This window comes from Microcystis sp. LE19-8.1F, assembly GCF_027531715.1.
GTDB classification, from domain to species: Bacteria; Cyanobacteriota; Cyanobacteriia; order Cyanobacteriales; family Microcystaceae; genus Microcystis; species Microcystis wesenbergii_A.
On record NZ_JAPZSO010000218.1, the window covers coordinates 1 to 8,416 of the forward strand.

The following is an 8,416-nucleotide window of genomic DNA, read 5'->3' on the forward strand; positions in this document are numbered from 1 at the left end:
ACAACCCAATGGTGCTGCTCCTCAAGTTAAATTAGCTAAAAAAGCCGATTTAGACTGGTTGTTCTGGGCGCACAGTGCCGGAGAAATCCGTCTAAAATTTTTGGATGAATCAGGTTTTTCTCTTTGGAGTCCCGTCAGCTAAACTTATGCTCGTCTTGGAGAGCAGAAAGTCTTAGAACAGACTAAAAGACGAGGAAAAAGATTAAATATTCTGGGACTTTACTCGCTGGGAGTGAGTTTTGACTATGGATTGAAATTAGGCTCTCTATACGGGGACACTTATATTAAGCTTCTCGAATGGCAAACCCAACTCGCTGCCCAACATTTTGAAAAGACGGGGGAGATTACCGTCATCGTTCAAGATAATTATCCCATTCATAGGAGCAAGCAAGTCAGAGAATATTGGGATAAGTGGCAGCAGCAAGGATTATTTTTCTTTCAACTGCCCAAATATTCCTCTGAAATGAATCTTATTGAAATTGAATGGCATCAATTGAAAACTCATGAACTGGCAGGTCAAATTTTTCCCGATGAGTACGATTTAGCGATCGCTGTTAAACAAGGGATCGAAGCTCGCGCTCAAAAAGGAGGATACGAAACTCACTGTTTTAAGTTTAATTCTGCCTAGCTACTTAACTGAAAAATATAGGGACATTAAAATAATTTTTATTTGGGTAAGTTTCTTGTCTAGAAAGAATTATAGTCTTGAGATAATATTAGGTAGAAGTCCACTGATTACTGATTACTGATTACTGAAATGCTGAAGATAAATTTTTTCGTTGTGTTTGATGGATTGAAAAAAATCGACAATGGGACGAGGATAATTAACCCCTAAAATCACGCCATAACGCTTTTGTTCTTCTGGAGATAATTTATAAGGTTCGTGAATTTTATCGCCTTTTATTAGGGCTAATTCGGGCAACCAGTGACGTAAATAATCACCTTTGGGATCATAATCTTTCGACTGTTTAGGGATATTAAAATAACGAAACCCTCGCGCGTCATTGCCGACACCAGCAGTGTAATTCCAATTACCCCAATTACTACAGACATCATAATCAATTAATAATGACTCGAACCATTCTGCTCCCAGGCGCCAATCAATACCGAGATTTTTGGTCAGAAAACTAGCGACATTTTGCCGGCCACGATTCGACATAAATCCTGTAGCGGCTAATTCTCTCATATTAGCATCTACAAGGGGATAACCGGTTTTTCCCTCACACCAAAGATTAAATCTTTCCCAATCTTCTAGCCAAGGTAAATTAAGTTCTTGCAAACCAGATTTATAGAAAATTTTATTACCGTGTTTACTGCAAATAAATCGGAAAAAATCTCGCCATAATAATTCAAAAATCAGCCAATAGGTAGAGTCATTTTTTACTCTTGTTTGCTCATATTTTTTTACTTCCTCATAGATATAACGAGGGGAAAGACAGCCAAAACTTAACCAAGCTGAGAATTTTGAGGAATAATTAGTCCCTAACATTTCATTGCGGGTTTCCTTATAGGTTTTTAAGGAATCACTATCCCAAATATATTCTTTAACCCGTGATTTTCCTACCATTTCACCGCCTTGAAACGACAGAACACCTCCCCGGTCTAGAATTGGTTCTGTTAAGCCTAAATCGTTTAAACTAGGAAGATTTCCCAACTCTATTTTAGGCAATTTTGTCAACTTTTTCGGGGTGGGATAAGTTGTTCTTATTTCCCAATGACGTTCTACTTGTTTACGAAAATTAGTAAATAATTCCGGCAGTTGATTAAGGGTAAAAGGTAAGTCATCAGGATGATATAAAGTGGCCGTCCAAAAAGTTTTTATCTGCACAGGAACCCCGGATAAAGCCTTATTTACCGCTTTTTCTACCGCTAATTCCTCTGCTGTTACCTCTTGATGATAATAAACCTTGGCTATCTGCAATTCTTGAACTAATTGCGGGATAATGTCTTCTGGTTTTCCCCGTCGGATAATTAAATTACCGCCTAAACTTTCCAGAGATTGTCGTAAATTTGCTACGCTTTCTAATAAAAATTTAGTCCGGAACTTGCCAGTTTTTGGAAACCCGTAGGAAGTAAGAGCAAATTGACGCTCATCAAAACAATAGAAGGGAATTATCTCTAATTGTTCTTGAACAGCTTGATAAATTGCCTCGTGATCGTGAACTCGCAGATCATTGCGATACCAAATTAAAACCTGCATTTAACATCAATTAAAAGTTGATAACCGATCAATAAGTAGTTAGGTGTTAAAAACCATCAGACACCCCCCTTATTAAGGGGGGATTAAGGGGGGATCGAAGCCAAAATCTATCTTCAATTTAATTAAGCTAAGACGCATTTAAAGTGCTTATTCTTAATATTAGCCGAATCTCCCTCAATCCCTTTACTGTTGCCTCTTGCCTCTTGCCTCTTGCCTCGTCTCAACAAGCAATTTAAATTACGAACAGCTTATCTTTTGCCGTAGTAATGGCCATAGTAACGATAATTGTGGTCTTTCCGACTAACATTATTAGCCACTAAACCTAACACGGAAATGTGGGATAATCTCAGGTCTTCGAGCAGATTTTTCAGCACAAAGCGGTCGGTTTTGCCCAGTTTGGTGACAAGAATGAGGCCAGTGGCCATGGCGGCGAGAATTTTGGCATCGGCAAAGGCGGCGATCGGTGGTAGATCGTAGATAATTAGATCGAAGGCGTGGTCTTGCTGTAATTGCGAGATCATCTCCTGCATTCTCTGGGAAGAAAGCAAGCGGGTTGGATCTGGGGGAATTGAACCGGCGGTAAGAATCGATAAATTCTCGTGGCGGGGCAGGGATTGAATCGCCTCGTTCCAATCGAGACCCTCGGCGAGGACATTACTAAGGCCGTGGTCGTTATCGAGATTAAGTCGTAGGTGAATCTGGGGTCGTCGCAGGTCGGCATCCACCAGTAAGACTTTTTGTCCCATACGAGCGGCAGCCTTAGCGATATTTATTGCCATGGTGGTTTTACCATCTCCCGGTGATACAGAACTAATCACGAGGGACTTGAGGGGGGAATCGGAACCGAGGAGGCGAATATTGGTGTTAAGAGTGTGGAAAGCCTCCGAGAAGGGGGAGAAATTATAGTAGTAGGGGTTTTCGTTGGCTGATTTCGCAGTGGTATTAGGGATAGTAAGTTGTTGACCAGCGACTGTTAACTGGGGTAGGGCGGCGGTGATCACTTTTTCGATCTTATCGAGGTCTTTTTGCCAGGGAATTGCGCCTAAAAGGGGCAGTTTGGTATCTTCTTTTAGTTCATCTGCACTATGATGAACGGGATCTAATCTTTCAGCTAAAAAGGCTGCCCCTAGGCCTAGTAACAGGCCACCAATAACCCCTAAAGCGAGATTTCGCACGGGTTTAGGAGAAACGAAATCTTCCTCTACTTCTGGAGGGGCAATCAGTTGCCAAGGGACGACCTGTTGTGCCACCTTGAGTTGGAGTTTTTGTTGTTCCTCCAGAAAACGGCCGAGACTGGTGGTGGCAATTTCCAATTCTCGCTGCAAATCCGTATAACGACGGGCTAAAACCGCCAGATTTTTGACCGAGGCTTTCTGCTGTTCCAGGGCCCGGGCAAGGGATTTTACCTTAATTTCTAGGGTTTGGCGAGTGTTAGCGGCTTCCACCAATTGTTGGGTTAATTCTACCCGCAAAGCGCTCTGAGATACCAAAGCCGGGGAATCACCCACTGTCTGGGGCAGTTTTTCCCCTAGGGTTCTCTGGGCCTCTTTTTGCAGTAGGGGCAGTAAATTAGCCCTTTTTTCCTCTAGGGTGGCGATTATAGGGCTATCTTTGGCGAAAACCGCCGATTGTTTGGCCAATTCCACTTCTACTTCCTGTAGCTGCTTGAGCAAATCTTGATAACCGGGAGATTCACTGAGATAAGTGGCGATAATTGCTTGATCGGGGGCTAATCCCACCTGTTGCTGTAAAGCTTGATAGCGAGAGTTAATTTCGTTAAGGGCGACCTGGGCTGCCCGATAATCTTGTTCGGTAGCGGTTAACTGTTGTGATAAACGAGTCGCCTCTTTATCGGGATCGAGGAAATTGTATTGCTGCCGGAATTGCTGCATTTGTTTTTGTAGAGTATTAACTCGTTCCCGCAGCACGGGCAATTGAGCGTTAACAAAATCTAACCCTTGATTAATTTCGGTCTTGCGTTCCTGAGAACTATAGTTTAGGTAATGACGGGCTAAATTATCTAAAACCAGCTTGATTTTTTCCGGTTCCTCATCCTGATAGGAAATTTCTAAAACTTTCGTCTCTTTTAATTGACTAATTTTGAGATCAGATTTGCCAGTTTTACTGATTAAGTCACTGTAGGTAAAGTCGGGATATTTAGGAGTTATTTTACTAAGGATGGGGTTAAGAAGTTGAGGACTTTTCAGGACAGCGATTTGGGTATCATAATCGATGTCTTCACCACCTAACTGAGGTAGGATATCTTGGGCTGCCAGTCTGGAAGAACTTTTATTTTCCTCAATGGGTTGACCGATGAGCAGCAGGAATTTACCTTGATAGATAGGGGTTTTTAAGAAAGTCCAAGCAGCGATCGCACCTGTGACTCCTAGGGTGATACCAGCGATTAACCACCAGCGATGTTTGATGACAGAAAAGACTTGAAGCAGGTTGAGTTCCTCTTCTTCCTGCGTCACGGAGGGAATAAAAGCCGGTTGAGCAAAAACTGGTAGATTTCCTTGGCTGTGGGTTTTCAATGCCCCGTTTTGTTGGTTGTTCATCGCCCCGTTTTGTTGGTTGTTCATCATTAATCTATGATTTACTCTGTAGGTAAATTTCTCTTAAAATTGCTCTTGCGGTTGGGTGTCAGGGGGTATGGTTAGGGTTAACTGGTGATAATCGGCTATACTAGACCAGTGTAGCAGGAATTGCCAAGTATCCCTCTTCTGTGCTGGCATAGGTAGATGGTCAAATTGTCCTCATTTTTAGTCAAACTGTGATTCCTGTCATCCTACTCTGGACTGAAGAATATGGAGCCGCCGTCTCAAATATCTTAGCTTGGTAGGGATGCTTGGTAGGGATTTGGTCATGGGCTTGCCCTTTCGGTTTCTATAGTGTATCTTTAGCTTTTAAAGAGCTTGGGACACAGAGCGATATGTTGAGACACAGGGGCTAAATGGGGGCAAAGTGGAAAGCAGTGGTGGAAAAGCTGAGTCCCGGATTGCGAAAGATTCTGGGCAGTGTCGGTTGGCTATTTGCCGAGCGTCTGTTGACCATGATAGTAGCTTTTGGGGTGGGGGTTTATATGATTAGGTATTTAGGAGCAGAAAACTTCGGTAAGTTAAGCTATAGTAGCAGTTTTGTCGCTCTTTTCGGTACTCTTTCCGGTTTGGGACTGAAAGGCATTGTTGTCCGTAATCTTGTCCAAGAAGAAAAGGCAACTCCAGAAATTTTGGGAACAGCCTTTCTATTCAAGCTAATGGCTAGTTTTGCTACAATTATTCTAATTGGTGGGGCGAATTGGTGGTTTAATAGCCAATCTGACACCCGTTTTATGGTTTTAGTGATTGCATTTGGTTTATTGTTTAGTGCCTTTGATATCATTGAATTTTGGTTTCAATCACAGGTACTTTCAGGAATTATAGCTATTGTTGCAAGTGTCCAATTGATTCTGAGTTCTCTGGTTAAAGTTTTATTCATTGCTTTCCATTTACCTCTGATGGCTTTTGTTTGGTTACTCCTGGCTGATCAGTTTATTAAAATGCTCGGAATACTCTGGGTTTATTATCAGCAAAATCAATGTTTGTTGCAATGGCGGTTCAATTGGTCAAAAGGGATAGAAATGTTAACAGATTCCTGGCTTTTAATGCTTGCAGGTGTCATGGTTACTATTTATATGAAGATCGATCAAGTAATGTTAGGCAATATGGCTAGCATAGAAGCAGTTGGCAACTATTCAGTGGCGGTAAGATTTTCAGAAATTTGGTATTTTATTCCTATGGCTGTCTGTTCTTCGGTTTTTCCCGCTATCTTGCGAGCTAAACAGCGCAGTAAGAGTGAATATTATGCCAGACTGCAACAGCTTTATGATATAATGGCGTGGGTGGCAATCTTGATTGCAGTTCCTATGACCATTTTTTCTGTCCCTTTGATTGTACAACTGTTGGGTCAAGAGTATACTGAAGCGGGCAGGATTTTAGCATGGCACATTTTGGCTAGCCCCTTTGTCTTTTTAGGTGTTGCTCGTAGCCAGTGGTTGATGGCGGAAAATATGAATCAATTTAATTTCTTGACCACTGCCTTAGGTGCTGTAGCTAATATCGGGCTTAATTTTTTGCTTATACCTCCTTATAGTGGTGTGGGTGCGGCAATAGCAACAGCTATTTCTCAGGCCTTAGCTTATTACGTTTCCATGTTATTGTATCCAGCCACCTTTGAGATGGGGTTAATGTTGACCAAGGCTTTATTTATACCCTTCCGTTATCAGCAAAATCTAATTTATATGCGCCAGTTAAAAAAAATACTCTAGTCGAGATGATACTAATCGTGTGTTTAATGTTAATGCCCATGCAAACTTACAAGATATATAGTAATGTTTTGCTTAGCAATCTCATATATAGTGCGCCTAAATGATATGTAAACTAGAATGCCGACAACAATCCCGAAATATTTTAGAATAAAAGGACGACAAATATAAGTGTTTGGAGAATCACATGGAAGCAGAACTTCAAATTCTCGAAGAGTTCATCAAAACTAATCCCGACTCCCGGTAACTGAAAAGATCCTTAGCGGTTAAGCTGGCTTTGTCGGGATACGCTTATAGAATCCATTTGGTATCTTAGGATACAGCTAATCGTCGTAGTAGAAGTCGAAGAAAACAGAGATGAATTTTGGTAGTGGAGTGCTCTAAAGTGCGCTCAAAATTTTTGACTAAAGATTTGCAGCGTTCCATCCAAGAATTACTTCTTTCAATCACCCATCGAGTTTTTACAGGTACGAATCCTGATAAACCCTTCTCCGCTTTTTCGGTTTTTGACGGTTTTGGAGACAGTTCAAACTGAATTTTAGTCATTATCTCTGGATAGACCTTAACCAACTCTTTCTCTATTTTGTCAGGATGATAACCATTATCTACAAGAATAGTCGTCTTAGGCAGTTCCGACGGTTTTAACTTGAAATAGTCAATACCTCGAGTTAACAACTCAATCAATCCTTGGTCATCAGATAGGTTGGCGGGAGTACAATGAGCGAAAAAGGGAAAACCAAGACTATCCGTCGCTAGATGACGTTTAATTCCATTGGTGCACTTGTAGAAACAAAATCCTTTCGTCTCAACACTCGCATTACAGGTATTTTTGACGGCTTGAGAATCAATCATAATTAGAGTCGTCCACAAGTTTTTTTTTCTTGTTGTCGTAATCGGCGATGTAATTCTTCGATTATTTTTTGGATGATTCCCTGACTTCTCCACTGTTTATAATGCCAGAACACGGTGGAGTAGGGAGGGAAATCTTTCGGGAGGTCCCGCCAATTACAGCCATTTTTGAGTTGATAGAAAATCCCATCTAAAATCTGTCGTTTTGTCCATTTTGGGGGGCAAGTCAATTTCTTCTTTGGCAATAGCGGTTCTACGAGCGACCACTCTTCATTCGTCATACTACTTGAGTACATTTTAGCTTACTCCAAAGTATCGATTTTCGGGGACGACTAGACGGTGGCGCCTTCACTGACGGGGTTCAGACCAAAGTATTGCCGTTAAACAGGCTACAGACTCTCTTCCCTGCAACCTATAATGGACAAGGTTTTCGCTTCACCTTTTCGGCCTAGCATCTACATTATAAAAGATACCAAATGGGTTCTATAGAGCAATTCAAGAAATTATTGGAGTGACCCCCAGATTCATTGCTAAATGGAAAAAGGAATTTATTTCAGCAGGAATTGAGGGGATTATCTTGAAGTATAAAGGTTCGATACCCTATCTAAATGCCGAGGAAAAACAAGAATTAATTCAATGGATTATCAACCAGAGTCACTGGGATATTTGGGAGCTAGAAACTTATGTACTAGAAACTTATGAGGTTGTGTTTAAATCGAGACAGAGCTACTACCAATTGCTAAAAGAAGCGAGAATTAGCTGGCAAAAGGCGGAACAAGTAAACCCGAAAAAAGATCCAGAAGAGGTCAAAAAAAAGAATGAAGAAATCAGTCAATTATTGGAGAGCAAAAAAGAGGAGATTCAGTCGGGAAAGCTGGTGGTGTACTTGCTTGATGAATGTCATCTGGTCTGGAAAGATGTTCTAAGTAGCTAGGCAGAATTAAACTTAAAACAGTGAGTTTCGTATCCTCCTTTTTGAGCGCGAGCTTCGATCCCTTGTTTAACAGCGATCGCTAAATCGTCCTCATCGGGAAAAATTTGACCTGCCAGTTCGTGAGTTTTCA

General features: G+C 41.4%; 6 protein-coding genes and 1 pseudogene. 3 read left to right on the plus strand and 4 right to left on the minus strand.

Annotation, left to right across the window (positions count from 1 at the left end; genetic code table 11):
• Positions 1 to 157: 157 nt before the first annotated feature.
• Positions 158 to 628: pseudogene (locus O9334_RS20330) on the plus strand (transposase); the annotation flags it as partial.
• A gap of 114 nt (positions 629 to 742) precedes the next feature.
• On the opposite strand, the gene O9334_RS20335 reads toward O9334_RS20330, so the two are convergent.
• On the minus strand, positions 743 to 2,200 hold the full coding sequence (locus O9334_RS20335; protein WP_288002149.1) for a DASH family cryptochrome: 1,458 nt from the start codon (positions 2,198 to 2,200) through the stop codon (positions 743 to 745).
• Positions 2,201 to 2,448: 248 nt separating this feature from the next.
• The gene (locus O9334_RS20340; protein ID WP_288002151.1) at positions 2,449 to 4,785 is read right to left on the minus strand and encodes a GumC family protein; all 2,337 of its coding nucleotides are present in this window, start codon (positions 4,783 to 4,785) and stop codon (positions 2,449 to 2,451) included.
• 368 nt (positions 4,786 to 5,153) lie between these two features.
• On the opposite strand from O9334_RS20340, the gene O9334_RS20345 reads away from it, so the two are divergent.
• The gene (locus O9334_RS20345) at positions 5,154 to 6,506 is read left to right on the plus strand and encodes a flippase (RefSeq protein ID WP_288002154.1); all 1,353 of its coding nucleotides are present in this window, start codon (positions 5,154 to 5,156) and stop codon (positions 6,504 to 6,506) included.
• Positions 6,507 to 6,815: 309 nt separating this feature from the next.
• Here O9334_RS20345 and O9334_RS20350 read toward each other — a convergent pair whose 3' ends face one another.
• Together O9334_RS20350 and O9334_RS20355 are read right to left on the minus strand one after the other, a co-directional pair.
• Complete coding sequence (locus O9334_RS20350) at positions 6,816 to 7,355, minus strand: transposase (RefSeq protein WP_288002156.1); 540 nt, start codon at positions 7,353 to 7,355, stop codon at positions 6,816 to 6,818.
• A 2-nt stretch (positions 7,356 to 7,357) separates the two neighbouring features.
• Positions 7,358 to 7,633 (minus strand): transposase, encoded by a 276-nt coding sequence (locus O9334_RS20355; protein WP_288002159.1) that lies wholly within the window; start codon positions 7,631 to 7,633, stop codon positions 7,358 to 7,360.
• A gap of 230 nt (positions 7,634 to 7,863) precedes the next feature.
• On the opposite strand from O9334_RS20355, the gene O9334_RS20360 reads away from it, so the two are divergent.
• Complete coding sequence (locus O9334_RS20360) at positions 7,864 to 8,286, plus strand: helix-turn-helix domain-containing protein (RefSeq protein WP_288002161.1); 423 nt, start codon at positions 7,864 to 7,866, stop codon at positions 8,284 to 8,286.
• Positions 8,287 to 8,416 lie beyond the last annotated feature (130 nt).